At 63.1% G+C, this 24,686-nt stretch carries 31 protein-coding genes; 17 read left to right on the top strand and 14 right to left on the bottom strand.

Annotation, left to right across the window (positions count from 1 at the left end):
• Window positions 1-3: 3 nt before the first annotated feature.
• Window positions 4-951 carry a MoxR family ATPase gene (locus BRA1417_RS0132260; protein WP_007601482.1) on the bottom strand — a complete coding sequence of 316 codons (948 nt, stop codon included), beginning with the start codon at window positions 949-951 and terminating at the stop codon, window positions 4-6.
• A gap of 148 nt (window positions 952-1,099) precedes the next feature.
• Entirely contained in the window at window positions 1,100-1,300 is a 201-nt protein-coding gene (locus BRA1417_RS0132255; protein ID WP_007612817.1) for a hypothetical protein, read from the bottom strand.
• Between the two features lie 223 nt (window positions 1,301-1,523).
• On the opposite strand from BRA1417_RS0132255, the gene BRA1417_RS0132250 reads away from it, so the two are divergent.
• Complete coding sequence (locus tag BRA1417_RS0132250; protein WP_027519314.1) at window positions 1,524-2,498, top strand: quinone oxidoreductase; 975 nt, start codon at window positions 1,524-1,526, stop codon at window positions 2,496-2,498.
• Between the two features lie 142 nt (window positions 2,499-2,640).
• On the opposite strand, the gene BRA1417_RS0132245 is transcribed toward BRA1417_RS0132250, so the two are convergent.
• Together BRA1417_RS0132245 and BRA1417_RS0132240 are read right to left on the bottom strand one after the other, a co-directional pair.
• Window positions 2,641-2,916 (bottom strand): hypothetical protein, encoded by a 276-nt coding sequence (locus BRA1417_RS0132245; RefSeq protein ID WP_027519313.1) that lies wholly within the window; start codon window positions 2,914-2,916, stop codon window positions 2,641-2,643.
• A gap of 96 nt (window positions 2,917-3,012) precedes the next feature.
• Window positions 3,013-3,621 carry a S24 family peptidase gene (locus tag BRA1417_RS0132240; RefSeq protein ID WP_007601486.1) on the bottom strand — a complete coding sequence of 203 codons (609 nt, stop codon included), beginning with the start codon at window positions 3,619-3,621 and terminating at the stop codon, window positions 3,013-3,015.
• Between the two features lie 165 nt (window positions 3,622-3,786).
• Here BRA1417_RS0132240 and BRA1417_RS0132235 point away from each other — a divergent pair, with 165 nt between their 5' ends.
• Both BRA1417_RS0132235 and BRA1417_RS0132230 read left to right on the top strand, forming a co-directional pair.
• Window positions 3,787-4,314 carry a GcrA family cell cycle regulator gene (locus tag BRA1417_RS0132235; RefSeq protein ID WP_027519312.1) on the top strand — a complete coding sequence of 176 codons (528 nt, stop codon included), beginning with the start codon at window positions 3,787-3,789 and terminating at the stop codon, window positions 4,312-4,314.
• 46 nt (window positions 4,315-4,360) lie between these two features.
• Window positions 4,361-4,936, top strand: coding sequence for a hypothetical protein (locus BRA1417_RS0132230; protein WP_027519311.1), 576 nt, complete (start codon window positions 4,361-4,363; stop codon window positions 4,934-4,936).
• A 46-nt stretch (window positions 4,937-4,982) separates the two neighbouring features.
• On the opposite strand, the gene BRA1417_RS0132225 is transcribed toward BRA1417_RS0132230, so the two are convergent.
• Window positions 4,983-5,339 (bottom strand): hypothetical protein, encoded by a 357-nt coding sequence (locus BRA1417_RS0132225; protein WP_007612800.1) that lies wholly within the window; start codon window positions 5,337-5,339, stop codon window positions 4,983-4,985.
• 195 nt (window positions 5,340-5,534) lie between these two features.
• Here BRA1417_RS0132225 and BRA1417_RS45075 point away from each other — a divergent pair, with 195 nt between their 5' ends.
• From BRA1417_RS45075 to BRA1417_RS0132210, 3 genes are all read left to right on the top strand, one after another.
• Window positions 5,535-5,783, top strand: a complete 249-nt coding sequence (locus tag BRA1417_RS45075; protein ID WP_198034879.1) for a hypothetical protein — start codon at window positions 5,535-5,537, stop codon at window positions 5,781-5,783.
• Between the two features lie 288 nt (window positions 5,784-6,071).
• Entirely contained in the window at window positions 6,072-6,257 is a 186-nt protein-coding gene (locus tag BRA1417_RS45070; protein ID WP_027519309.1) for a hypothetical protein, read from the top strand.
• 131 nt (window positions 6,258-6,388) lie between these two features.
• A complete protein-coding gene (locus BRA1417_RS0132210; RefSeq protein ID WP_027519308.1) occupies window positions 6,389-6,730 on the top strand; it encodes a phasin in 342 nt (113 codons plus the stop codon).
• Window positions 6,731-6,919: 189 nt separating this feature from the next.
• Here the strand turns inward: BRA1417_RS0132210 and BRA1417_RS0132205 are convergent, their stop codons facing one another.
• The 3 genes from BRA1417_RS0132205 to BRA1417_RS0132195 form a co-directional block, all read right to left on the bottom strand.
• Entirely contained in the window at window positions 6,920-7,237 is a 318-nt protein-coding gene (locus BRA1417_RS0132205) for a c-type cytochrome (RefSeq protein WP_027519307.1), read from the bottom strand.
• Between the two features lie 289 nt (window positions 7,238-7,526).
• Window positions 7,527-8,357 carry an alpha/beta fold hydrolase gene (locus tag BRA1417_RS0132200; protein ID WP_027519306.1) on the bottom strand — a complete coding sequence of 277 codons (831 nt, stop codon included), beginning with the start codon at window positions 8,355-8,357 and terminating at the stop codon, window positions 7,527-7,529.
• Window positions 8,358-8,512: 155 nt separating this feature from the next.
• Window positions 8,513-10,306, bottom strand: a complete 1,794-nt coding sequence (locus tag BRA1417_RS0132195; protein ID WP_027519305.1) for a ShlB/FhaC/HecB family hemolysin secretion/activation protein — start codon at window positions 10,304-10,306, stop codon at window positions 8,513-8,515.
• 129 nt (window positions 10,307-10,435) lie between these two features.
• Between BRA1417_RS0132195 and BRA1417_RS0132190 the strand changes: the two genes are divergently transcribed.
• Complete coding sequence (locus tag BRA1417_RS0132190) at window positions 10,436-11,719, top strand: FecR domain-containing protein (protein WP_027519304.1); 1,284 nt, start codon at window positions 10,436-10,438, stop codon at window positions 11,717-11,719.
• Window positions 11,720-11,778: 59 nt separating this feature from the next.
• On the top strand, window positions 11,779-14,520 hold the full coding sequence (locus BRA1417_RS0132185; protein WP_027519303.1) for an EAL domain-containing protein: 2,742 nt from the start codon (window positions 11,779-11,781) through the stop codon (window positions 14,518-14,520).
• A gap of 18 nt (window positions 14,521-14,538) precedes the next feature.
• On the opposite strand, the gene BRA1417_RS0132180 is transcribed toward BRA1417_RS0132185, so the two are convergent.
• The gene (locus BRA1417_RS0132180; RefSeq protein ID WP_027519302.1) at window positions 14,539-14,799 is read right to left on the bottom strand and encodes a hypothetical protein; all 261 of its coding nucleotides are present in this window, start codon (window positions 14,797-14,799) and stop codon (window positions 14,539-14,541) included.
• A gap of 257 nt (window positions 14,800-15,056) precedes the next feature.
• On the opposite strand from BRA1417_RS0132180, the gene rocF reads away from it, so the two are divergent.
• The 4 genes from rocF to BRA1417_RS0132160 all read left to right on the top strand — a co-directional run bounded on the left by rocF (window position 15,057) and on the right by BRA1417_RS0132160 (window position 18,403).
• On the top strand, window positions 15,057-16,034 hold the full coding sequence (gene rocF / locus BRA1417_RS0132175; protein ID WP_027519301.1) for an arginase: 978 nt from the start codon (window positions 15,057-15,059) through the stop codon (window positions 16,032-16,034).
• 160 nt (window positions 16,035-16,194) lie between these two features.
• Window positions 16,195-17,466 (top strand): sulfite dehydrogenase, encoded by a 1,272-nt coding sequence (gene soxC / locus BRA1417_RS0132170; protein WP_027519300.1) that lies wholly within the window; start codon window positions 16,195-16,197, stop codon window positions 17,464-17,466.
• On the top strand, window positions 17,453-17,995 hold the full coding sequence (locus BRA1417_RS0132165) for a c-type cytochrome (RefSeq protein WP_027519299.1): 543 nt from the start codon (window positions 17,453-17,455) through the stop codon (window positions 17,993-17,995). Before soxC ends, BRA1417_RS0132165 begins: the two co-directional genes overlap by 14 nt.
• 111 nt (window positions 17,996-18,106) lie before the next feature.
• Entirely contained in the window at window positions 18,107-18,403 is a 297-nt protein-coding gene (locus BRA1417_RS0132160; protein ID WP_027519298.1) for a hypothetical protein, read from the top strand.
• Window positions 18,404-18,409: 6 nt separating this feature from the next.
• Here the strand turns inward: BRA1417_RS0132160 and BRA1417_RS0132155 are convergent, their stop codons facing one another.
• The 3 genes from BRA1417_RS0132155 to BRA1417_RS0132145 form a co-directional block, all read right to left on the bottom strand.
• Complete coding sequence (locus tag BRA1417_RS0132155; RefSeq protein WP_027519297.1) at window positions 18,410-19,624, bottom strand: mandelate racemase/muconate lactonizing enzyme family protein; 1,215 nt, start codon at window positions 19,622-19,624, stop codon at window positions 18,410-18,412.
• 149 nt (window positions 19,625-19,773) lie between these two features.
• Window positions 19,774-21,060: an NRAMP family divalent metal transporter gene (locus BRA1417_RS0132150; protein WP_027519296.1), complete on the bottom strand. Its 1,287-nt coding sequence runs from the start codon at window positions 21,058-21,060 to the stop codon at window positions 19,774-19,776.
• A 279-nt stretch (window positions 21,061-21,339) separates the two neighbouring features.
• A complete protein-coding gene (locus BRA1417_RS0132145) occupies window positions 21,340-21,525 on the bottom strand; it encodes a hypothetical protein (RefSeq protein WP_007612773.1) in 186 nt (61 codons plus the stop codon).
• 259 nt (window positions 21,526-21,784) lie between these two features.
• On the opposite strand from BRA1417_RS0132145, the gene BRA1417_RS41275 reads away from it, so the two are divergent.
• The 5 genes from BRA1417_RS41275 to BRA1417_RS0132105 all read left to right on the top strand — a co-directional run bounded on the left by BRA1417_RS41275 (window position 21,785) and on the right by BRA1417_RS0132105 (window position 24,220).
• Window positions 21,785-22,033 (top strand): hypothetical protein, encoded by a 249-nt coding sequence (locus tag BRA1417_RS41275; RefSeq protein WP_051448426.1) that lies wholly within the window; start codon window positions 21,785-21,787, stop codon window positions 22,031-22,033.
• 441 nt (window positions 22,034-22,474) lie between these two features.
• Window positions 22,475-22,666, top strand: coding sequence for a hypothetical protein (locus BRA1417_RS0132135; protein ID WP_027519295.1), 192 nt, complete (start codon window positions 22,475-22,477; stop codon window positions 22,664-22,666).
• 114 nt (window positions 22,667-22,780) lie between these two features.
• Window positions 22,781-22,957: a hypothetical protein gene (locus BRA1417_RS45065; protein WP_198034878.1), complete on the top strand. Its 177-nt coding sequence runs from the start codon at window positions 22,781-22,783 to the stop codon at window positions 22,955-22,957.
• Between the two features lie 536 nt (window positions 22,958-23,493).
• Entirely contained in the window at window positions 23,494-23,757 is a 264-nt protein-coding gene (locus BRA1417_RS0132110; protein WP_027519294.1) for a hypothetical protein, read from the top strand.
• Between the two features lie 193 nt (window positions 23,758-23,950).
• Window positions 23,951-24,220 (top strand): hypothetical protein, encoded by a 270-nt coding sequence (locus tag BRA1417_RS0132105; RefSeq protein ID WP_027519293.1) that lies wholly within the window; start codon window positions 23,951-23,953, stop codon window positions 24,218-24,220.
• On the opposite strand, the gene BRA1417_RS0132100 is transcribed toward BRA1417_RS0132105, so the two are convergent.
• Both BRA1417_RS0132100 and BRA1417_RS0132095 read right to left on the bottom strand, forming a co-directional pair.
• Entirely contained in the window at window positions 24,214-24,420 is a 207-nt protein-coding gene (locus tag BRA1417_RS0132100) for a hypothetical protein (protein WP_027519292.1), read from the bottom strand. The two genes, BRA1417_RS0132105 and BRA1417_RS0132100, sit on opposite strands and share 7 nt — an antisense overlap.
• Window positions 24,417-24,617 (bottom strand): hypothetical protein, encoded by a 201-nt coding sequence (locus BRA1417_RS0132095; protein ID WP_027519291.1) that lies wholly within the window; start codon window positions 24,615-24,617, stop codon window positions 24,417-24,419. The genes BRA1417_RS0132100 and BRA1417_RS0132095 overlap by 4 nt, the downstream gene beginning before the upstream one ends.
• Window positions 24,618-24,686 lie beyond the last annotated feature (69 nt).

Below are 24,686 nucleotides of genomic sequence, written 5' to 3'. Positions count from 1 at the left end.
GCGTCAACCGAAGACGTTGGATCGTGCTGCCTTGGCAATGAAGGTCGTGATCTGAGGCTGAGCCGCCTCGATGTCGGCCTCGTATTTCAGGAGCACGTTGAGCGTGTCCTTGACGATCTCGGTGTCGAGCTCCGAGGCCTGCAAGAGCACCAGCACGCGCGCCCAGTCGATGGTCTCGCTGACCGAAGGCAGCTTCTTCAGGTCGAGCGAGCGGATTTCGTGGATGAAGCCGACCATCTGCCGCCGCAGCGTCTGCGAAATGTTGGGGACGCGGCTCTCGACGATGCGCTCCTCGAGCCGCTGCTCGGGGAAGCCGATGTGTAGATGCAGGCAGCGCCGTTTCAGGGCGTCGCCGAGATCGCGCTCGCTGTTCGAGGTGAGGATCACCGTTGGCGGCGTGATCGCGGAGACGGTGCCGAGTTCGGGAATCGTGACCTGGAAGTCGGAGAGAATTTCCAGCAGCAGCGATTCGAATTCCGCATCCGACTTGTCGATCTCGTCGATCAGGAGCACGCAGCCGCCCGGTTGCTCCAGAGCTTGCAGCAGCGGCCGCGGCTCGACGAACTCCTTGGAGAAGAACACGTCACCGAAATCGTGGAGCTGATTAAGTGCAGCGTGCAAAGTCTGCGCGCCGCCCAGGACTTCGCCGAGCTTGTCCTTGAGGATCTGCGTGTAGAGAAGCTGCTTGGCGTATTTCCATTCATAGAGCGCCTTGGCCTCGTCGAGGCCTTCATAGCATTGCAGGCGGATCATCTTCAGGCCGCGCCAGGCCGCGATCGCCTTGGCAAGCTCGGTCTTCCCGACGCCCGCGGGGCCTTCGACCAGGATCGGCTTCTCGATCTGTTGGGACAAATAGACAGCGGTCGCGATCTGCCGGCTCGCGATGTAGCCTTGCGCGGCGAGGCCGCTCTCCACTGCCTCGATCGCTGTCGAGGGCTTCTGTTCAGCCACGAAAAGGCGCTCCCAAAGGTCTTGATCGAGGCTTGTTCTGCCTGCGTTCACGGCAAAGAACAAGCCTCGTTTGGGAGAGGCCAGACCCGCGCCAATGGGCGTTTTTTTCCGCTCAACGCAAATAGTCGGGCGGCTACTGGCCGCGCGATCAGTGCCGCAGCAACTCCGGCTTGCGGATCGTCTGTCTGACCTCGGCGCCGCAATCGGCGCATTCATAGACGAAGTCGATCTTGGCAAGACTCCAATGCGGTTCGACCTCGCGCACATACATTGGAAGGAACCCCATGCAAGCAGGGCAAATCACAGGCGCGATCTCGATATCCTGATGATGCTGTACATAAGCTGGCATCTCGGCTCTCCTTCGCAGACGACCTCCAAACCCGCGCGAAGGCTACTGCCGGCTGGCGCAAGGCCGACATCAACTCTTTCGAACAGAGGCGGAACGGCGGAGGTTTGTCGTTCGCTGTGACATTCTTGTTACGTCTCTGTACTGTGACGGGCGGACCAAATACCTATTTCAAAGCCCGATCCGGTATTCGGACTTCGTCCTCAACGATAAGGGAGCAACGCCCATGACGCATGCCATTCGCTTTCACAAGACTGGTGGGCCGGAAGTGCTGGTTTGGGAGGAGGTCAGTGTCGGCAAGCCCGGACCGGGCGAGGCACGAATCCGCCATACCGCCGTCGGTCTCAACTTCGTCGACATCTACAACCGTTCGGGCCTTTACCCGGTGCAACTGCCGAGCGGGCTTGGCAGCGAGGCCGCTGGTGTCGTTGAGGAGGTCGGGGCCGGTGTTACCGATCTGAAGCCGGGCGATCGCATCGCCTACGGCGCCTCGCCGCTCGGCGCCTATTCCGAGGCGCGGCTGATCCCGGCCGACCGACTGCTGAAGTTGCCCGACGGTGTCGACGACAAGACCGCGGCGGCGATGATGCTGAAGGGACTCACCACGCAATATCTGATCCGGCAGACTTATCGCGTGAAGGCCGGGGATACCATCCTGCTCCATGCGGCCGCCGGTGGCGTCGGCCTAATTCTCTCCCAGTGGGCCAAGCATCTCGGCGCGACCGTGATCGGCACGGTCAGCAACGACGAGAAGGCCAAGCTCGCCAAAGCGCATGGCTGCGACCATGTCATCATCTATAGCCGCGAGGATTTCGTGAAGCGCGTGGACGAGATCACGGGCGGCAAGAAGGTGCCGGTGGTCTACGATTCCGTCGGCAAGGATACGTTCCTGAAGTCGCTCGACTGCCTCGCGCCGCTCGGCGTCGCAGCGCTGTTCGGTGCGTCCTCCGGCGCCGTCGAGCCGCTCAATCTCGGTTTGCTCGCGCAGAAGGGCTCGCTCTACGTCACCCGCCCGACGCTGTTCACCTACGCCGCCAAGCGTGAGAGCCTGGTCGCGATGGCAGGCGAGTTGTTCGACGTCGTCAAATCCGGCGCGGTCAAGATCGAGGTGCACCAGACCTATCCACTGAAGGACGCCGCCAAGGCCCATGCCGATCTCGCCGCGCGCAAGACCACGGGATCGACCGTCCTCACGGTGTGATCTCCGAACGGGGCGTGGTGGGCTGGCAGAGCGTTTTCGAGCGAAGTGGATTCCGGTTCGCGTCAAGAAAGCGTGTCAAAATAACAATCTAGGGTCCGATCCGATTCGATCGGACCGGAAAAGGCCGACCCTGGGGTCTACGTCACGTCCGCTCGTGCTTGCGCAGATCGCGGGCGTGATCGAGGCGGAGAGCCTGGAGGTCGACTTCTTCGGGCGGGATCCGGGGCAGGGCAGCCTCAACGAGGATCGCCTCGGTCACGTCTTCAACCGAATTCTCCACGATTTCCTGGATGAACGAGATATTTCGATATTCACCTGAGGCGACGCGCGAAATGACCTCGCGCCTGGTGATTTCAGGGTCGACGACCGCCTCGCGGCCGCGGCGCCCATAGTCGATCATCACGACGAAATACTGCATGCAACGGTCCTGCCGTGCCCCATGTCGAGCACGGCAGAGTATTTCCGGAAAACGGAATCAAGTCAAGGCTAATTTCGTAAAAACGGAAATTACAGCCTATTTGCTCCTCTTGCGAGGGCGCGCCGACTTGGCGCGCAGCCGCTCCAGCTGGCCCTTGGGCATGGACAGGCAGATCTCGCCGACCCACTCCAGTTTCACGCCGACGATCTGCTTGGCATTGAAGCTGGTGAGATTGACGACGGAGGGGGATTTGCCCCGCTCGATGGTCTTCAGATAGCGCTCGCCGGTCTTGAGCCGGACCACGGCCTCCTCGCCGTAGAAGCTCGACAGGGGATGGCGCTGGTCCTTGTAGACCACGATGACGTCGCCGCTCTCGTATTTGGGCAGCATCGAATCGCCCACGATCTCGAATGCGATGGTCTCCTCCATGATCGGAAAGGGCAGCGCGATGTCGCCGAGGCCTTCCGGGGGAACTTGCTCATAATCCGGCTCGATCACGGCACCGGCGCCGACGCGGCCCATGATCGGCGCGAGATTGAGCTCGAGATACTCCATGATCGGGATGATTTCCGAAGCCTTCACCAGGCGTTCGCCGCCGAGGATCTCCGAGACCGCGCCGGGCCGTACGCCCATGGCAGCCGCCAGGCCGCCCTTGCTCTTGCCTGTCTTTTCCAGGCCCCGTTCGATCATTGCAGCGTCCAACATGGTGATTCCCTCGATTGTCCATCGTCCGTCTCTTGTAATCCGAAATTCGGAATTGATGCAATTATGAATATCAGAATTACCGCTTGACTTCGACTTCGGAATACCGGAATGTAAGCTCCGCCTCGCGATCGTGCGATCGGAGGAGGCGCATCACAGGACAGCAGCATGGAACCGGGCCATTGGTCGTCGGAGCACTCCGACGCGCTTCGCGACTATTTTCTCAAGGGAATGTCTTATGCTGAGATCGGAAGACGGATTAACGCAAGGTTTGGAACGGCTTACACGCGCAACGCGGTGGTCGGCCGCGCCAAGCGGCTCGGGCTGGTCGTGCAGATACGGACGACGAGCCCGTCGATCGTCCCGGCGCTGCCGTCTGGAGCCTGTCTTGTCCTGCCGCACCGTCCTACGGTGCTGACCCTGCCGCCGAAATCCGCGATGAAGCCTGCCGCGCCGGTCAAATTGCGCTGCGTCGGCGTCCAGCCGCGCCTGGTCCCATTGGTCGAACTCGCGGGCGAGGACTGTCGCTATCCCTATGGCGGCGACAAGGACGGGGAGGAGATCACCTTCTGCGGCCATCCGCGTGAGCCGGGCTCGAGCTATTGCGCGCCGCATGCGCGCCTGACGCGTCGCGCCGGAGCTGGATCCGCCCGCGTCGCCGGCCCCGTCGTGCTGCGGCTGGTCTCTGCCGCCTGACCTGACGACCGCCCGTTCAATCGTCAATTTCGCAAGGAGTACCCAAGTGGCACGTGTCCGACGCAACAGGTCCATTAAATTGGCGAATGTCTACGACCGACGCTCTCGTGAGATACCGTTCAATGCGGAGGTGGCGGAAGTCGAGGTGGACAATCCGCTGGCGCTCGACCCCGGCGAGAAGATCATGGCCGTGCGGTCGATCCGCAGCGATCCGCTCGGCCGGCTGCACGCGCACCATCAGATCGACGAGGCGCAGTATCGCGGCGGGCGCGCCTTCCAAAACGATTGGGAGAGGGCCGAGCGTGGCCCTCAGGCGATGGACCCGACCCGCGAATATGTCGATGGCGCGCGCACGCGCGAGCCGGTTACCGAGAGCCAACGTCAGGCGGTGCTGCGGCTGAACCGGATCGAGCGCGAACTCGGCACTGACGGTGCCGCGCTAGTGCACGACGTGTTGGTGCTGGGCCTCACCATGGACGAGATCGGCCAGCGTCGCGCCGTTCGTACGCAACGCTGGACCGACTATTTTTCCCGACGTTTTCGTGAATGCCTGGACCGGTTGGCATTGATCTACGGCTTTGCGACGGAAACGGGGACACGGCGTGCAGGGCAGCGCAGATGACAAGGGCGCGCCCGCGACCTCGGTCGCGGGCGCGCCGGTCTGCTGCTTAGGGATGCGGTAGGATCTGGTAGGTCGTGGTATACGGCTCGACCCGGAGCGACGCGTTGGCCAAGAGCCCGATTCTGGCGGTCGGCGCTTGCTGCAATTCGCCGTTCGGACCGCGATGCACGTTGTATTGCCAGACGGTGAGATCGCCCTTCTGTGCCAGAGCATGTGCAACGGCACTGGCATCATTGCCGCCGAGCGCCTGAAGCTCCTCCGTCGATAATCCGACGACGATTTCGTCCTTGATGGTGACGATCTTGAACAGGTTCATCCTGGTCTCCTGCGCCCATGCGCCTTGTATCGAGAAGGTGAGAAGCGCGACTGCGGCGCCCTTGATGAGATCGCAGCGAGAAAGCATGCCGTCGTCCTTTGGTTCTGGGGCGCCCGAATCGATCAATGCACGGCCATGGCGCCCGTGATCTGCGTGACTGTTTCGCCACCGCTTTGTCGTTTGCTCCTCAAAAACGGTTCACGGCCAGAAACAAATGCAGCCCGATGGATTCTGATGCGAGGAGGCGAGTCCAAGTCCAAGAGCTCGAGCGGATGGGTTTAGATGAAATCCAAACGCCATAGTCTGTCTCTTGGTCCAGAAGGCCGCGCTGTGGCTGGCGATCCAGGGCGCGAGATCCACGTTTATTTCGTCGACGATACAACCGCCTACGCCGGACTCAACAATTACGTGTATATGCTGAAGGAGCACTCGGTCGCGTCCACCAATGTCCATTCACATCCGAAACAAGACGAAACAAAGCGTCGATTGATGGCGATCGAGGCTGCATGCCTGATCGATGACGCTTCTTGACGCAGGTGGGTGACGGCTGGCCATATTCCTGTTATCCGGAATTGCCGTGGCGCGATGCAGACGAAGCATCGCTGCGCCAACCGTTGGACTTGCCGGGGGGGTTGTTTCTTGACATAGTTGCAACCAGCTCAGGTGTGCCCACTTGCACATGTAGTTCGGCGTGCGAATACACCCGGCTTCCCCACGGCCGAAAGCGCGCCGTCGCCAGAGCATCCGGTTGTGGCGTTCGGTTCTTAGTTGGGACCTCGATGTTGGATCACGAAGTCCGATGCTTGTCATAGGTGCGAGATGAAGAACCTCAATTTCGCAGCTGAGCTGCACCTCAAGCTCGGCGCGCCTGCAAGCGGTACTGTCGAAAGCCTGCGCCTGCTCCGCGCCTTTCTGAAACTCGCGCCCCGGCAGCGTTTCGAGGTCATCAAGCTCGTCGAAGACCTCGCCACCGAAGAATCCCTTCCCGAACACCCCCTGTCCTGAGCCGACCTGCGCGCCCGCCTTCCGTTTTCCTGCCAGAGCCGGCCGCCGGGCGACGTCTTCCCCGGGGCTGGAGGCTGGCAGGCGATCCGGCAAGTGTGGTATTCAGTTCTGAAAACGGGAGGAGTGCGACCATGATCGAACCGAAGCTCGAAGTTCCGGCCGAATTGCGCGACCTGGCCGAGAAGACGATTGACCAGGCGGAAAAAGCATTCGGCATGTTTTTCGAAGCCGCCACCAAATCGATGACGACCGTTCCGGGCGCGGGGACGGACGTGTCGAAGCAGGCGCTCGCATTCACCGAGCAGAACATGAAGTCGGCATTCGAGCATGCTCGCAAGCTCGTCCATGCGACCGACCTTCAGGAGGCGATGCGAATCCAATCGGATTTCCTGCGCAGCCAGTTCACCAATGCCGGAGACCACATGCGCCAGATGACCGGCAGTCTCATGCAACCGGGGAAGGGCAAGTCCTGATACTCGGTGTGTTCACGGCGCGTCCACAGATTGGGACTTGCACGGCGTGAGTATCCGCACTGGTAGCGGTCCATGATGGGCCGTCGAATGGACCTCATTCGCCGCCCATCATCCTTTCTGCTGATCCCTGCCGGTTCTCAGGCAGGGATTTGCATTTGTCGCGGGCGCCTTGAGCGATCGGCCGCTCTGCTAACGGAGCGATGCGATGTAGGCCGCTATGTCGCCGGCTTCGCTCCGGCTCAAGGGAAAATTCGGCATCTTCGGGTGCGGGTCCAGCAGGAAGAAGGCGAGCCTTTCCGAACTGAAGTCGGGCCTGCGCGCAACGGACGCGAAAGAGGGGACGTCGGCGCTCGCCCGGGTCTGGCCGTTCGCCACGACATGGCAGCTGGCGCACCAGCGGCTCGCAAGGTCGGCGCCGTGATCGGCATCGGCGGCGAGAGCGGACGACGTGCCCACGCTCGAGGCCACTGCAAGCAGCAGGCAGATTCGTCTCAAATGCCGGTGCATAGGGCAACCCTGTGTGTTGGCTCGCGACGCCGTCCTCAACCGCAACACGAACCCGGAAACTGCGAGAGGTCGATGCGGGCGATGATCGACCGCAGCAGCTTGCGGGCCGAACGATAGAAATGCCGGGCGAATCTCGGCGTCCTTGCGGCGGGCAAGCCAAAGCTTGTCGTAGCGAGTCTTTTCGTATCAAGGCTTTCGATGGAGTGCGACACGTGCCTCTCCGAGATGGCGAGGCTCTTTCTAGCGCGGTCAGCTCGCGGCAGCCTTGATCTGCCGCAAAGGGGACGGACTAATAGTCGCCGGGGTTCATGATCATCGGGCTTCGTGTATCAGCCGGGGCGAGCGCGCTGCTGGCGCTGTCGCGCAGGAAGCGGTCGAGTGTCGCCTGGATCTTCTCCTTGACCGCATCGGGACCGCGATCGCTCATCTCGGTGTGCTGTGCGCCAGTGTGGACAATGTCGATGCCGCGCGCCTTGGCCTCTTCCGGCGTCGGCAGCACGCCGGGATCGGTTACGAAATGCGGATCCTTCGAGCGGAACGACAGGATCTTCATGTTGTCGCTAAGCACGAAAGGTACCCGCAGATTGTCGAGCGTGATCACTTTCGACACCAGCTCCGGGTGCTGGTGGGCGACATACATCGAAACGTCGCCACCGTTAGAATGCCCGACGAGCGTGATGTGGTCGTAGTCGGCGTTCTCCTGCCGCCGCTTCAACTCGCCCAAGGTGAAGAGGATGTTGGCCTCGCAGCGGATATAGACCTCGCGCCGGCCGACATATTGCTGGCCGGCCTTGGTCATCAGCGGCGGATCGCTCGGCAGATCCTGCTGGATGCTGGCGACGAGATAACCGCGTGCGGCGAGCACGTTGGCAAGGAAGGAATATTCGGTGGCCTTGACGGTATTGCCGTTGCTGATGATGGCGAGCGGGAGCTTCCAGAGGCCGAGATTGGCCTTGGTCTCGTAATCGCGCCGTACGGCGATTTCGACCGCAATCGGCCGCTGGCGCGCCGCGTCGAACAGGGTCAAAACCTCGTGGCGGATCGCGAACCGGCTGACGACGAAGTACTGGCCGACGCCGAGGACGCAGAGAAACGCCAGAACAGCAAAAACCTTTTTCATGGTTCCGTCTCAAATCACTTTTGACTGAACATGGCGATTGGGAACTCCCGGATCGAGCGATCGTGAGCAGGTTACGGGATTAAATTTAGGCAAGTCTGTGAGCCGCGCCCCAAAAGAGCCGCATGCCCGGGGCCATCGCGCGAAGGACAAGGGGTTTACAGACAGCCGCCCTTGCCGCGTTCGGGGCAGAGCCGCAGCGCGCTTGACAGAGTAAACAGGAAGCGGGGGCTGCGGCGGTCGTTGTCGGGCGCCCGGTAGCTCAGGGGGACGGCCACGCCGAGATCGGCCTGGAAATCGTCCGGCAGGAAGAACCGCACGCCAGCTCCGGCCGAGGTTAGCGACAGGCCGTCGTTCAGGCGGTAACCGTCGTTCCAGACGGCGCCGGCGTCGCCGAAGGCATAGAGCTGATAGCCGGTCCAGTAGCGGTAGTTGAGTTTCTGGTCGAAGCGCAGTTCGAGAGAGCCGGCAAGACCGTTGTCCCCGCTGATCTCTGCTGCGCCATAGCCGCGCCCGAAGGCAGCGCCACCGAGATAGAATTGCTGCGAGGTGAACAGCGGCCGTGACGCGGTCTGGCTCGCAGCGGAAAGCTTGAGCGACCAGACCTCGTTGAGCGTCTGGTAGCGCGTGAACCAGAGGTTCAGCACCGAGAAGTTCGATGACGCGCCATCGCGCGACAAAAGATCGTCGTCGAAATGCGAGGCACCGAAGATGTCGAGGCCCTGGCGGTAAGTCAGCGTCGCGAAATTCGTGCCGCCGAAATGGTCCTGAAGCCGGTAGTCGGCGGTCAGGCTCACGGTCCTGATGTGGTCATTGTACCAGGGGCCATAAAGGTCATGCTCGGACACGTTGCTGAACATCGTCGCCGCGGTGAGGGTCAGCGAGGACAATTGCGACTGCAATGGGACGATGCTGGCACGCAGCTCGAACGCCTCGGTCGTGGTGATGTCGCTGTCGAGGCGGCGGGCATCACCCGGTCTGACCGCGCTGTACAGGACGGACCCGCCGAGACGCACGCCGTCGACACCGACGGGCGCATCGTAGGACAGCCGTGCGAAGCCGAGCTGGCGGGGATCGTTGGCGATGGTCGACAGATTGACCGCCAGCGTGTCGCCGGGCGTGAGATAGGAGTTGAACGCGCCGGTCGCGTAGGTCTGCCACGGACCAACTGATGATGAGCCGAGATTGTCCAGACCGAATGAGGAGAAGACGTGCCAGGTCTTCAAATAGACGATGAGGCGGAATCGGCCGGTTGCAGTGCCGATTTCCTCCAGTGCGGTATCGGTGATCCGGACGCCAGGTCTGCCGTTGACGAGAAAGAGCTGACGTTCCAGCGTTGCCAGGCGCGACGGTTGCTCGGCCAGAACCGGCCCAAGCATCGGTCGCACGCCGAACTGCTCGGCGCCGTCGCCTTTCAGCTCGGCCTGCACGATAGCGCCTTCGACCACCCGGATTCGGAGCAGACCGTCGGCAATATCCTGCGGCGGCACGATCGCACGGCTCAAGTGAAAACCATCGGCACGGTAGAGATCGCTGATCGCGCCGGCGATCGCGGCGAGATCGGCCTGCGAAACCTTCTTGCCGACATAGGGCTGGTAGACCGCGGCAATGCGATCGGGGGAAACGGCCCGGGCTCCGCTGACGTTGACGCCGCGCAGCACGAACTGAGGCTTGGTATCGCCGCCGGTGTTGCGCTGGTCGACTGTTGGGAGCCTGACCGGAGGGCGGCTCAGCGATTCCCGCTCGGTTTGGTTTTCAAAATATTTCTCAGGCTGGCGCGGATCGAAGCCCGGCTGGTTCGCCTGTGCGAAAGCCTGAGGGACTCCCGCGAAGAACGGCGCCAACAACACCGCTGTGGTAACGAGGTGCCGCTTCCCTACGCGCGCAACGAGTCTGTCCCCGTAGTTTGACGGAGATGTGCCCGTGAAGCGGTAAGGGTTCGTTAGCCACATGATTTTTCATAGTTTTTTATGGTCAATGAACCGTTAACGCGACCGCTCCGCTGGCCGCTTCCCGATAATCCTATGTTGAATGATTTCGGATACCCCTCAAGGCGGCTGTAACGCGGACTGAGGATCGTCATGCTGAGCAAAATTGGAATGCGGTGCGCCTTCGCGGCTGCGCTGATCCTGGGGACGGCTTCCGCCGCATCCGCCGCCGACGATGGCGTCTGGTCGGTCGGCAAGGCCACCGGCGAGGTCTGGGTCGCCACCAGCGGCGCGCAGCAGGTCTCGTTGAATCAGCAGGAGGCGCTCAAGCCCGGCGACACCATTCGCACCGGACGCAATGGCCGCGTGCTGCTCGTCCGCGGCGAGGAGACGATCCTGATCTCTCCCAACTCGGTGGTCGGCTTGCCGACCGAGAGCAAGGAGGGCCTTTCGACCACCATCATCCAGCAGGCAGGTTCGATCCTGCTCGAGGTCGAGAAGCGCAATCTCAAGCATTTCGAGGTCGAGACGCCTTATCTCGCCGCTGTCGTCAAGGGAACGCAGTTCAGCGTCACCGTGACCGCGGGCAGCACCAAGGTCGGCGTGCTTCGCGGCCAGGTCGAGGTCTCCGACTTCAAGACGGGACAGATCGCCCAGGTCCTGCCGGGGCAGGCCGCCACCGTCTTTGAGCATGGCAAGCCTGGTCTCAGCCTGAGCGGCGCCGGGACCTTCAATCCGATCGAGCACGGCAAGCCGCGCGCCTCGAGCATCGAGCGCGTCCCCGTGCCGAAATCGGGCCTGTCGGCCCCGCGCAACCCCGCGAACGGCCATGCGATCCATGCGCTCGGTCCGATCGACAAGGGCACCAAGGCGGCCGGCGCGCTCAAGCCATCGCAACAGGCGGCTGGAGCTCACGCGTCCAAGGGTGGTGCTGCTGCAAAGCCCGGCGTCGTACGCATCTCGAACTCGCTCGGCGAGGTCAAGCTGAACGTCCACAAGGTCACGCATGGGCTCGCCCATGGCGGCGGTGCCCCCGGACAGGTGCGCAACGCGCACGCCAGCACCGAGACGGTCTGGAGCGACTCGAAAGCGGGCACAAACGCATCCAACAGCACCGTCCAGACTGCGGTAACCACGAGCAGCGGCGTGACGGCTGGCAGCACCAGCTCGTCGGCTGCGAGCACGACAATAGCCGCGACCACGGCCGGTGCGTCCAGCGACGGCTCTGGCGGCGGCAGCGGAAATTCCGGTGGCAAGACCAACTCCGGCAACGGCAACTCCGGTAACGGCAATTCCGGCAATGGGAATTCCGGCAACGGTAACGGCAACAACGGTGCCACCGGTAACGGCAGGGGCAACAACGGTAACGGCAACGGCAATGGCGGCGGCAACGGCAGCAATGGCCACGGCAATGCCTTTGGCCACAACAAGCACTGAGGCGATTTCCTGGGGATGAGGGGGCGCAACCGCAGAAGCGGGTGCGCGGGAGGATCGGAGTGAAGCGCTATCGTCCGCATATTCTAGTCGTGACCGCGCTGGCGATCGTGCTGTCCACGGGGTGGCATGGTGCGCTTCGCAACGCGCTGACCGACCTGCGGTTCACATGGCAATCGCGTGCCGCGAGCGGCAACGTCGTCGTGGTGGCCATTGACGCGCCCTCAATCGACCAGATCGGGGTATGGCCCTGGCCGCGCCGGCTGCACGCGGAACTGTTGCAGAGGTTAGAGGCCGCGGGGGCACAGGACGTCGCTTTCGACGTCGACTTCAGCTCGCCATCGGATCCGGCCTCCGACGAGGCTTTCGTCAACGCGCTGCGTGAGGCAGGCGGCTCGACCATCCTGCCGTCCTTCAAGCAGCCGGCGCCGAATGGCGGCGCAGCTCACATCAATCGCCCCCTGAAGCCGTTCGGCAACCAGTCGTGGCCCGCGCTGGTCAATGTCGCCATCGAATCCGACGGGCTCGTTCGCCGATATCCGTTCGGCGAGAAGCTCGGCGATGCCCTGATGCCGTCGATGGCCGTCGTGCTGGCCGGGCAGGACGCCAATCGGCGGTCGCCGTTCCTGATCGATTTCAGCATTCGGGCGGGCTCCGTTCCAAGTGTCTCCTATGTCGACGTGCTCCGCGGCAAAGCCGCCGCTCTCGACAGGCTGAGAGACAAGAAGATCATCATTGGAGCGACGGCGCTCGAACTCGGCGACCGCTTCAGCGTTCCTAACGGGCGCATCATCTCCGGACCCATCCTCCAGGCGCTGGCAGCGGAATCGATCCTCCAGAACCGGATGCTGCGCTGGACTTCCGATACCGGAATGATCCTGGGTCTCGCGGTGATCTGCCTGCTGATGGTGTATTCGTGGCGCCGCTTCGCACCGGGAATTCGCGTCGCAATCTTGATCTCGGCCGGGGCGGCCTTCGAGCTAGTTGCGGTCCTCGTGCAGGCAAGATGGCCCTTCATCATCGACACATCGCTGTTCCACATCGCGATTGTCGCTTATCTGACGGCAATCGCACTCGACGAAATCGATTTCCGCGGTCTGCTGGGGCGCATCGCCGAAAGCCGCTTTCATCGTATCGCGATGTCGCTCGGCGATGGCCTCGTCTGCACCGACGAAGGTCAGCTGATCACCGTGTGGAATCCCGGCGCCAGTGCGATCTTCGGTTATATGCCCGCCGAGATCATCGGCCGCCCGTTCGAAACGTTGTGCGCCGTGTCAGTGGACGGTGACGCGAGGCCGTCCATGCGCGATGCCGCGCGCCAGGCCCTCCTGGTCCCCGGCGGGGCGGTCGTCGTCGAGTTCGAAGGACGGCGCAAGAACGGTGAAACTTTCCCGGTCGAGGCGAGCTTCTCGGGCTGGCAGGGAACGGACGGCTTTCAATACGGAGCGATCCTGCGCGATATCTCGGTCCGCAAGCGCGAGGCCGAACGCGTCAGATATCTCGCCGAGTACGACGCACTGACCGGTCTTGCCAACCGCAACACGCTGCATGCCAGACTGGTCGGCAAGATCGCGGATGCGGGGCAGCGCCCTTGCGAGGTCGCGCTGCTCGTGATCGGGCTTGACGGCTTCCAGAGCATCAACGACATGCTCGGTCATTCCGCCGGAGATCTCGTGCTGCAGGCGGTCGCTGGTCGCCTGAAAGCCGAGGCGGGCGACGGCGCTGTCGTTGCCCGGCTTAGCGGAGACGAATTCGCCATTGCGCGCAAAGGCGCCGATGGCGACGAGCCGATCGCAGAATTCGCCGAGCGCATCGCGCGCGCGTTCGAAGCGCCGCTTGCGACCGGCACGCGGCAGCATCGCGTCAGGATCAGCATCGGCGTCGCCGTCCATCCGGAAGGCGGACACAGCGCCGACGAGCTCCTGAGCAACGGCCATCTTGCGTTGACCAAGGCAAAGCTGACGCGGCGCGGCGGTTATGTGGTCTTCGAGAGCGCGATCCGGGAGGAGCTGGAAAACCGGCTGACGCTCGAGAGCGAATTGGCGCTTGCCGCGGACCGGGGCGAGTTCGAGCTGTTCTACCAGCCCCAGGTTCGCCTGGTCGACGCCAGCTTGGTCGGAGCCGAAGCGCTCATCCGTTGGCGGCATCCCGTGCGCGGCTACGTTTCGCCGGGAGAGTTCATGCCGGTGGTCAACAGCTCAGCCCTGTCCGAGCGGATCGGAAACTGGGTGATGGAGACCGCCTGCCGGCAGGCACGCGCCTGGGAATTGTCCGGCGACAGAGTGCGGGTCGCGATCAATTTGTCGCCCTCGCAGATCCACTCCGGCGACCTCGCGCATTCGGTTGCGGAAATGCTCGAAGCGACGGGGCTCACCCCATCGCTGCTCGAACTCGAGGTCACCGAAGACATCCTGCTTCACGATGAAGCTCGCGTGCTCGACATGTTCAAGCGCATCCAGCAGCTCGGCGTCCGCGTCCTGTTCGACGATTTCGGCACTGGCTATGCGAGCCTGAGCTATCTGAAGAAGTTTCCGCTCGATGGGCTCAAGATCGACCGGTCGTTCGTGCTCGGTCTGCTCGCGAACTCCGACGATGCCGCGATCGTCGGGTCGACCATCGGCCTCAGCAAACAGCTCGGCCTGACGGTCGTGGCCGAGGGCATCGAGAATCGCGCTACGGCCGACTTCCTGGTGAGCATGGGATGCGAGGAAGGCCAGGGCTATTTCTTCGGCCGTCCGATGCCGGCGGAAGCATTCGAGCGGCAATTCCTCGCAGCCGAGTGCGAAGCCGTCAGCGCCGCCTGAACGGGGCCCGCTCGATTTCTAGCGCCGACGCGCGACCGCGACCCCGAACAGGAAAGCAACGAACAGGCTGGCGAGTGGCGCTTCGCGCGTGATCGCAGCGACGGTCGCGAGGGGCCGGCCCGGCTTTCGCGCTTCGTCGATAGCAGAGGTCATGCGGTCGACAGCTGCATGCAGGCCACCCGCGACTTCACCGATGGTGCGGGAAACGTCCGTCGCGGCATCGATGGCGCGCTCGGCCATGCCAGGATGTGAGGTGGACTGCGGGATCTCCGTGCTCAAGTGCGCGACCTCCGATCATGTGACGGAGGCCGATACCTTTGGCTATCCGCGCGAGCGCTCGTTCTGAACAGCGGGTCAGATGACCTTTGGCTATCCGCGACAGGCGCCGTGGTTTTTACGGCGGGTACCGGCCTTGAATGAGCAATTCGGCGCGCGGGCTTTTGTTCCGATGCGCCCCTGCGCGGACTGCCCCCGTGAAACGACGGATGCGAATCTCTGTTAGGCTGGCTCAATCTTGCTGATCTCAGGAGACAGCTGTGACCGACCGGACCACAACGGATCGAGCCCGGCGCATCGCCTTGCTCGGCGCTCCCATCGACATGGGGGCTTCGCAGCGCGGTACGCTGATGGGCCCTGCGGCGCTCCGCACCGCCGGCCTTGCGACACTGCTCGAGAGCCTGGATTTCGAGGTCGTCGATTACGGCGATCTCTCGGTGGCCGAGCTCCGGGACCTCGCAGACAGGCCCCCGGAGAATGCCAATCACTACCGCGAAATCCAGCGCTGGACGCGCGTGCTGAGCCGTAGAGGCTACGAGATCGCGAAAACCGGCGCGCTGCCGATTTTCCTCGGCGGCGATCACACGCTGTCGATGGGGTCGGTGAATGCCATGGCACGTCACTGGCAGGAGCGCGGACGCGAGCTGTTCGTGCTCTGGCTCGATGCCCATGCCGACTACAACACACCGGAAACGACGATCACTGCCAACATGCACGGCATGTCCGCGGCATTTCTGTGCGGCGAACCCGGCCTCGACGGATTGCTGGGCGACGATCCGCGCGCCTCGATCGATCCCGACAGGCTCGACCTGTTCGGCGCGCGCTCGATCGACAAGCTCGAAAAGGAGTTGATGCGCTCGCGCCGGATCAGGGTTGTCGACATGCGCCAGATTGACGAATTCGGCGTCGCCGTGCTGATCCGCCGCGTCATAGAGCGCGTCAGGGCCAGCAACGGCGTACTGCATGTCAGCTTCGACGTCGATTTTCTCGACCCCAGCGTCGCACCTGGCGTGGGCACGACGGTGCCGGGTGGAGCGACTTATCGCGAGGCGCATCTGATCATGGAGCTCCTGCACGATTCCGGCGTAGTCGGTTCAGTCGACATCGTCGAGCTCAATCCGTTCCTCGACGAGCGTGGCCGCACCGCGCGCACCGCGGTCGAACTGATCGGCAGCCTGTTCGGCCAGCAGATCGCCGACCGGCCAACCCCGAGCAATGCGATCGCGCCGGGCGAGTGACGACGAGCCGTTTTTGCGTTGCGAAGAAGAGAATTGCCGTCGTCGGCACCGGATTTAGATCAGTCCAGATCGAAATCGCCTGTTTTTGAAACAGGTGCGAATTGCAAATGCTCGTCGCAGAATGTTTCATGCGGGTCGCGCTTCATCCGAGGGTCCGCACATGAGCAGCACGAGCGACGCCGACGACAAATCCGCGGGGACGACTCGCCGTCACTTTCTGCGCGGCAGCGCTGCCGCTGCGGGTGGTACTGTCCTGGGCGCCGGCGCATCGGTTGCCGCCGGGACCAACAACCTTCCACCCAACATTCCCGAATGGATGAAGGCGCCGGGCGAGCCGACAGGGGGCCAGCTCTATGGCGCGCCATCGTCGTTCGAGAAGGGCGTCGTTAAGAACATCTCGAAGACTCTCAAGCAGTACATCTCGGCCTCCAGCCGGACGCCATTGCAGGAGCTCGATGGCATCATCACGCCGAACGGACTGTTCTATGAGCGGCATCATGGCGGCGTTCCGACCATCGATCCGGCCCAGCACCGGCTGATACTGCACGGGCTGGTCGAGCGCCCGCTGATCTTCACAATGGACGATCTCAGGCGTTTCCCGTCGGAATCGCACGTCCACTTTCTCGAATGTTCCGGCAATCCCGGCTACAGCAAGCCTTACGGCAAGACCGCGTCAGACCTTGTGGGTCTGGTGAGTTGTGCAGAATGGACCGGCGTCAGCCTCAAGCTGGTGCTCCAGGAGGCCGGGTTGAAGCCGGACGCCAAATGGGTTGTCGCCGAGGGCGCCGACGCTGCTGCGCTGACCCGCAGCATCCCGATCGAGAAATGCCTCGAGGACGCCATGCTGGTCTACAGCCAGAACGGCGAGCGGCTGCGCCCGCAGCAGGGCTATCCGCTGCGGCTGTTCCTGCCGGGCTTCGAGGGCAATATGAGCGTGAAGTGGCTGCGCCGCCTGCATGTGACGGCCGAGCCGGTTTACTCGCGCGAGGAGACCTCGAAATACACAGACCTGCTGCCGGACGGCACCGCGCGTGAATTTTCGTTCTACATGGAGGCGAAGTCGATCATCACGAGGCCCTCCGGCGGCCAACGTCTGAGCGCGCCCGGCTTCCACGAGATCACCGGCATCGCCTGGAGCGGGCATGGCAAGATCGCGCGCGTCGAAGTGTCCGTCGACGAGGGAAAAAGTTGGCAATCGGCGCAATTGCAGGAGCCGGTGCTGACGCGAGCGTTGACACGCTTTCGCCTGCCCTGGCAGTGGGACGGCAAGCCTGCCGTGATCCAGAGCCGTGCCATCGACGAGACCGGCTATGTGCAGCCGACGCTCTCCGAGTTGCTCGCGGTGCGCGGCGAGAACTATTTCTACCACAATAACGCGATCTGGCCGTGGCGCATCGCGGCTGACGGCGAGGTGACCAATGCGCTGGCGTGAGACTTGCGGCATTGCTGTCGTCATCTTGCTGTGTGCGTTCGCGAGCGGAGCGCAAGCACAAAGCCTGTACGGCCTCGGACGCCCCGCGACAGCTGCGGAGATCGCGGGCTGGAATATCGACATCGGCCGCGACGGCAGCAATCTGCCGAACGGAAGTGGCTCGGTCAGCCATGGGCGCGAGGTGTTCGCCCAACAATGTGCATCATGCCATGGTGACAAGGGCGAGGGCGGGCTCGGTGACCGGCTCGTCGGTGGCCAGGGCACGATCGCAACGCCAAAGCCGATCCGCACGGTCGGTAGCTATTGGCCGTATGCGCCGACGCTGTTCGACTACATCCGCCGCGCGATGCCGCAGAACGCGCCGCAATCGTTAAGCGATGAGGAGGTTTATGCGGTCTCCGCGTATATTCTGAACCTGAATGGACTGGTAGGAGCGGATGCGACGCTCGATGCCAAATCGCTTGCGGCTGTCAAAATGCCGAACCGCGACCGGTTCGTCGGCGATACCCGGCCGGATGTGAAACACTGAATGCCTTGTGGCGCTATGCCTTGTGGCGCTCAGGTTCCCGCTTGGAACTTGCATTGACCAAGGGCGGAACTCGCAGGACCCGATTGCATTAACCTGCGAGAGGAAAAACCTATGGATTCCACGATGGCAACGGATCGCTTCGCAAATTCCATGTCCTCAGCGCTTCGCCATCCCGGCGTGATCGCGTTGATTGTGGCCGCGGTGACGATTGCTGCGATGCTCGTCGTCGATCACGGACCATGGAATCGGGCCAAGACGCAGCCCGCCCACGTTGCGATGTACGCAACCACGGGTGAAGCCGCGCGCGCCGCAGGCGCCAAAATTCTCCCGACCGAACCGAAATCACCGATCGAGCCGGCGCGGCCGGGGCCAAAGACGTCCCCAACCGTCAATCCAGTGACGCCGTAAGACGCCCTAGCCCTTGCGGCCGTAGTTGAGCAATCCGCCGCTGGTCTTCGGCGGATGCGCGCGAAGGGCTTCCTCGTTCGGATCGGTGCCCCAGCCGGGCCGGTCCGGAATGACCAAATGGCCGTTCTGAATTTCGGGCTCATGCGTGAAAAGCTCGCGGTCCCACGCGAGGCGATCGATGTCGATCTCCATGATGCGCAGGTTCGGCACGGCGGCGCAGAAATGCGCGTTCATCATCGAGCAAAGATGACCGTAGAAATTATGCGGCGCAACGTTGACTTCGAACGCTTCCGCAGCGGCTGCGATCTTCATCGACTGCCAGACGCCGTTCCAGGGCGTGTCGATGATCGCGACGTCCATGGCCTGCTCGCGGAAATAGGGCAGGAATTCGCGCAATCCCAACAGCGTCTCGCATGACGAGATCGGATGCGGGCTTTGCCTGCGGATGTAACCAAGCGCTTCCGGATTGAAACTGTCGATCTCGATCCAGAACATGTCGAGGTCCGCAATGGTGCGCAGGATCTCCAGATAGCCCTCGGTCTTGGCGTTGAAGTTGCAGTCAAGCAGGATGTCGACTTCAGGGCCTGCACCGTCGCGGATCGCTTCCAGATGCATGCGCAGGTCGCGCAGGATCTTGCGATCGACGTTGATCTCGGGGGCGAAGGGCGAGCCGAAGCCCGGTCGCCAACCGGTTGGCTTGCCGTCGTCGTAGGAGAAGATGTTGGTCTTGAGCGCGGTGAACTTGTTCTCGCGCACTTCGCGTCCCATTGCCTTGACGCCGTCGAGGTTCTCGATCGGCGGCTTGTACCAGGACGGATGATTGATCCGCCACGTCGCGCAATGCGACCAATAAACCCTGACACGGTCGCGGATCTTGCCGCCGAGCAGTTCGTAGCAGGGCACACCGAGACACTTCGCCTTGGCATCGAGCAGCGCATTCTCGATCGCGCCGAGCGCCTGCGCCACTACGCCGCCGGCGGCGGGACGCGTGGCCGCGAACAGCTCGGCGTAGATACGCTCGTGCCGGAAAACGTTCTGCCCGACGACGCGGGCGGACAGCCGCTGGATCGCAGCGCCGACGCCGGGCGAGCCGAAGCCCTCGTCGAATTCGCTCCAGCCGACGATGCCGTCTTCGGTCGTCAGCTTGACGAAGTGGTAGTTTCGCCAGCCGGCGTCGCAGGCGAGAATTTCGAGACTCGTTGCTTTTGATGATCTGGTCATGTCGCTCCCTGTCGCCGGCCGGGCTCTGTTTTTTCTTGAAGCCTCGTCGTAGACCCGGCCTTGGCCGCAATTGTTAGGCCAACCACGGATCGGCGTGAAGCCCGCTGCAGCCCTTACGCGACGTTTTGCGGCTATTGTCGCAAGGCTAGTCAGCCGATCGCGGACGAGCCGAGCAAAGCGAGCACGGCCAGGGCCATCAGCGCGGTGCCGAGCCACCCCAGCGCGACGAGCCATGAGCGGCCCTTGAAGCGGCCCATGATCGCCTTGCTCGAGACGATCAGCATCATCATGGCCATGATCGGAACGGCGACGATGCCGTTGAGCACGGCGCTCCAGACCAGCATGTGGATCGAATCGATCCCGGTGAACCCTAAGCCGAAGCCGATCGCAGTCGCCGCGGCGATGATGGTGTAGAAGCCGACCGCCTCGTCGGGCTTCGCCTCCAGCGTCGCGCGCCAGCCGAAGATCTCCGCCACGCCGTAAGCGGCCGAGCCCGCCAGCACCGGAATCGCGAGCAGTCCCGTGCCGATGATGCCGGTCGCGAACAGGGCGAAGGTGAAGTCGCCGGCGAGCGGCCGCAGCGCTTCGGCGGCCTCCGTCGCCGAATTGATGTTGGTGACGCCATTCGCGTGCAGCACCGACGCGGTGGTGAGGATGATGAAGAAGGCGATGCCGTTGGAGAGCAGCATGCCGGAGAGGGTGTCGGCCCGGATGCGCGCCAGCTCCGGACTGCCGCCGCGCTTCAACTCGCGCAGCGGCTTGTCGCGCTTGCCCTGGTTCATCTCCTCGACCTCCTGCGAGGCCTGCCAGAAGAACAGATACGGGCTGATCGTGGTGCCGAGCACGGCGACGACCATCATGAAATAGTCCGCGCTGACATTCGTCTTCGGCCACACCGCCGCGAGCAGCGCCGTGCTCCACGGAATCTTGACGGTGAAGGCGGTCGCGACATAGGCGAACAGCGCCAAGGTGAGAAATTTCAGCACCGGCGAATAGCGCCGATAGGGCAGGAACACCTGCAGCAGGGTCGAGCCCGCCGCGAAGATCAGCGCGTGCTCGTGGTTGAGGCCGCCGATCACGAGCGAGAGCGCCTCCGCCATCGCGGCGATGTCGGCTGCGATGTTGAAGGTGTTGGCGGCGACGAGCATGGCGACCAGCGACAGCACCGCCCAGCGCGGCGCGATCTGCATGACGTTGGCGGCGAGCCCCTTGCCGGTGACGCGGCCGATCCGGGCGCTGACGAGCTGGATGGCGATCATGAACGGCGTGGTCAGAAACACCGTCCAGAGCAGTCCGTAACCGAATTGCGCTCCGGCCTGCGAATAGGTGGCGATGCCGGACGGATCGTCGTCGGCCGCCCCGGTGACGAGACCCGGCCCCAGCCTTTGCAACAGCGTCGGCGCGGATTTCGTCGGGGTGAGGGCACTGTCGGTCATGGCAGGAGGGACCTCGGTCGGGGCGCGTCCTTCACAAATGCTAAGGAGGGAACAAGGTTCCCGGGCCACGCGTAACGCGCTCTTCGCTCATTTCTGATAAAGCGAATCTTAGTTTGACTCGTCGGGCAAAACACTGTATAAGTGCATCATCGAAGAATTCCCGGGTGCCCGCTTTTGCGCGCATCCCAAGCGCGAGGACTGCCTGGCCGGCCGTCGCGCAAACCGACAACCCCGCACGTACGCCGGCGTGACGTTTGTCCCTGAGCGCGTGCGGTCGGACTATTTGATGCTGACGAACATGCCCCAGGCGCCGGCGAGCGCGGCGCCGGAAAAGACGATCAGCGGGTTGTCGCAGAACGCACTGCCATAGGTGCACATGGTCACGCCGAACGAGCCGATCTCGTGATGGCTCGCGGAGTAGAACAGTCCCGACAGCACCAGCAACGCGGCGGCGACGACATACATCGACGGTCTCTCCGAGCTATCCCGTTGCGTCTGTCGCAAGGGACATGTTCCAGCATGGCGCGAACCCATTGCATCCTGCCGAATCCGCCTTGCTGCATTTGAACTAAAGTCGATCTTTCCCGCGAGATGCTGTCGTCGTCAGCTGCAATCCCTGCGCAATCTGCACGTGTGATCGGAATCGGAACATCTGCGCGGGAACTCCCGGACGTGCTCTTCATTAAGAAACATGAACAGTTGGACCAATCGAGGGGAGTGGCCCATGGGAGCCGAGCGGATGCACCCTCCGCGCTACTGGCGGATGCGGGCGGAAGAATTCCGCACCAAGGCGGACAATTGCGAATATCCCGAGACGCGGGACGTGCTGCGCAAGGTGGCGCAAAATTACGACGAGCTGGCCCGCCGCGCCGCGCGCATCTGCACCGTCGAGAGCCTGGACGAACTGCGGGGGGGGGACCCGCCAACAGCAAGCCGGCTTGATCGTTCAGGACAAACCCGCTTGATCGTTTAGGACAAAGCCGATGATCAGCGCGCGCGATCATGCGGCGTCCAGGCCCTCTCTTCTATTCGAAGCGCCACCCGCGTGATTGGAACGGATGTCCACTTTGGTACTTAGGAACTCAGTCCTCCAACGAGGAATGAGATGAGCAGTGAACAGCAAGCAGGCCCGGCAACGCGGCCGGATCACCATTACAAGCCAAGGCCGGCGTGCCCCAAATGCGAAAGGGATACGCGCTGCCTGACCTCGATCTTCGATGTGAGGCGCGATTGCTCGATCCTGATCTATCGGTGCGACTCGTGCGACGAGGACGTCTGGATCTGAGCGAGCGCCGTCGTCGGCCCATCTGCGGGACGCCCCGTCGCAGATCTCATGGCAACGTCCGATAGGAACTTCGCCCGTTTCGCGCGCTTGTCGCCTGCATCGATCCCGCAGGCGAGACAGCTTCCGACCATGCAATCACGCTACCCGTTGTTGAAGAAGTGGACAGCGGAAGAGCATGAGCGGCTGAAGGCGTTGGCCGAAGCCGGCTGGCGGCCGGACGAGATCGCCGGCGAGCTTGGTCGCAGCGAAGCCGCCGTGAGGGTGCGCGCCTGGCAGCACGGCATCGCGCTGCGGCTCGTCACGCAGAAGCGCGGACCCTGAGACCGGCTGGGTCGAAAGCCCGCAGGCGGCCATCCCGCGATGTGTTCACTTCTGAGCGGTCCTCAATCGTCTCTCGACCTAGTCTGCGAATGGGCGGCAACACGGGAGCTTGTCATGCTCACCAGCGAGGAATTCGAGGCGTATCTCGACCGGCAGAAAATGCACCAGCTCGATGCAAGCCAGGCGACACGACAAATGCTGCGCCGTTCTCGCGAGCAGATCGCGGCATCGATGGCACTACTTCAGCAACAGGTTCCGAAAATCTGGCACCCTGAACCTCCAGAACGATAGAAACCTCTTCCGCAGTCCCGCGTTTGCGCGCATGGCGAATCAAGACACCAGGCAGCGGCCGATTTGCGCCGCGTGCAACAAGCCCATGACCTTCATCGACGCGGTCAGTTCACCCGAGGGGGCGATCGCCATCTTCCGGTGTTCCGGTTGCAACAAGCTGTCCTGGGAGAAACCCATGCGAGACCGGAACGCGCGCTCGCGTTGAATTTGCGTGGGAGAAGAAACGGCCCCAGCCCGGGGGGCGAGCTGAGGCCGTTGGGGGTGCCGGTCGTGCATCCGGACCGACGCCCGAATAACTTTCTGATCCCACAAGCTGTTCCTATTCAGGCGACCATGGACATGGTGCGCCCCGACGAAACACGCCTGAAACAGTGCTGAAACCAGATTGTCTCGAACGCCCCGCCGGCTGCGTCCGACCAACCTAGCGAAAAGGAGATCATCATGATCCAGGTCGGTTCGAAGGAAGAAGTCGCGTTTTTGCTTGCGCTGTTCGGCACCCACACCCAGCCGGTGAAGCGGCCGGCGAAATCGCGCGCGTGAGGCGCTCATCCCATGCCAGGTTTGCCGAATGCCAGAGCCTCTTGCGACTTCTGATCGCAAGGGGCGACCCGAAGGCCATCCCGCTCGCGACAGGTGCCATCGATCAATATCTGAACACGGCGCCGGCCTGCATGCGCGGCCGTGGCCTGCGCGTGCTCCAGCGCGACGCGCTCGACCAGCATGGGACTGCGGTCGGCGTGCAGCGCTCGTTCGCCGAGACGGTGGATGCCTATATCGTCGGGAAACTTGCGGAGGAGTGAAGGGCCGAATGTCGGTTCGCCCCGCTCGCTTCCATCTCCTGAAGAGACCGGGCACGCACGCGACACCAGGTGCTTCCGCGTCGCGCGCGGACGGGAACGCGGAGTTCCAGGAACCTGTTGATTCCGCCAGATTTTTTCGCTGCGCCGGAAACCCTTTGGCCGCTTCGGACCTATTACGGGCAAAGGAGGCCGCATGCCCCGATATTATTTCGACCTGCGCGACGACACCGGTGTAGCGCTCGACGAGGAAGGGTTGGAGCTGGCCAGCGCGCGGGCCGTTCAGGCGGAGGCCGCCAAGTCGGTCGCGGACATGGCGCGCGATGCCATCCTCTCCGCGCCGCCCGCGGGCGGCAGGCAGACCATGGCGATCGACGTCCGCGATGCCAAAGGTCCGGTGATGCAGGTCAAGTTCTCGTTCGCCTTCGAGACCTTCAGGACGCCCTCGGCATCACGCGATCATTGACGCGTGAGAACGCCCGGCGGGAATGACTCGGGCTCGAGCACGGCGATCTTGCGGCCGAGCTGCCAGACCTCGACCTTGCCGTGCCGCGTGAACTGCTGCGCGAAGGTGAGGGCGTTCGCATCCGACGCGGCCTCGAACGCTTCGGCGGAGCGGAACACGCCGTTGTCGCCGACGAGATAAGCGCGATATTGCTGCATCATGTCGGTGCCCTGAGCCCTGGCGAATGCAGCCAGGCGTCGATGTGCATGGCGGTCTCGTCCTGCCGCGCGCGGCGCAGCAGCATCTCGCGGCGGCGCCCCGGCGCCAGCGTGCGCGCTTCCTCGCGAAGCCGCGCGGCCTCCTCGGCGAGACGTTCGGTGAGTGTCGTGGTCTGCTTGAAACGTCGGCGCTTCTGCATGGCATGTCCATCGTGCGAGCAGGCGGGAGCGCGACCCCGGCGTTGTCGTTGCCGATCGATGCCGAGTGA

The sequence above is a fragment of the Bradyrhizobium sp. WSM1417 genome, from assembly GCF_000515415.1.
Lineage (GTDB): Bacteria > Pseudomonadota > Alphaproteobacteria > Rhizobiales > Xanthobacteraceae > Bradyrhizobium.
This window is presented reverse-complemented; position numbering and strand designations above follow the sequence as displayed.